This window comes from Nitrosopumilus sp. b1, assembly GCF_014078545.1.
Lineage (GTDB): Archaea > Thermoproteota > Nitrososphaeria > Nitrososphaerales > Nitrosopumilaceae > PXYB01.
The window spans coordinates 1-719 of sequence record NZ_MU078783.1; the positions used below are offsets into that span (position 1 = coordinate 1).

Here is a 719-nt window from a genome sequence, read left to right on the forward strand (position 1 = left end):
CTTCATTTCTACACGATTCAACCATCTCTAAGATTTTTGCAGCAATGTTAATTGTTCCTGATAGAAACCAGATGTCTGGTTTTTCACTAGTTCCACTCTTCTCATATAATGGAATTAACTCATTTACAATTACACTATTGTTTTCTTTAAAATCTGAATCCATCTTTTGTTTTGTAGTTTCTAAACCAGTAGAAGGTGATTTTGCAAAATATTTTGTTGGTCTTGATTCATCAGAACCAATCCATCCTTTATCTTCCAGTGTTCCTAAAACTTCGTAAATTTTTGAATACGGAACTCCTGATTTTTGACTTAGATCTGATGCTGTTAGCTCTCCTGACTTTAGCAGCGCAGTATATGTTCTAATTTCATAACTTGTTAATCCAATTTTTTCTAATGCCTTTCTGGTCTTATCTGAGATGCTCATGCGATCTAACTCGATCAGTTTCAGTATTTAAATTCGCTACGAATGACTCCAAATTTTCCCACGGGGGTGAGGGGGAAAGCCATTATATAGTATCTCAGAAAAATGCCAATTGATAGGTATGGCTCTAATTCAGATTAGTAATCAATCAACTAAAAGTCTAGGTAAGAAATCTACAATCAGATTTACTCAAAGTATCTGTCCAGACTGTAACATGATTTTAGATGCTGAAGTATTTGAGAGAGACGACAAAGTCTACATGACAAAAACCTGTCCAACTCACGGTGAATGTGAAGAA

1 protein-coding gene is annotated in these 719 nt (G+C 34.8%); it reads right to left on the reverse strand.

The window, feature by feature from the left end:
• On the reverse strand, positions 1-424 hold a 424-nt coding region (locus C6988_RS10775), incomplete at its 3' end, for a TrmB family transcriptional regulator (protein WP_182135450.1).
• Positions 425-719 lie beyond the last annotated feature (295 nt).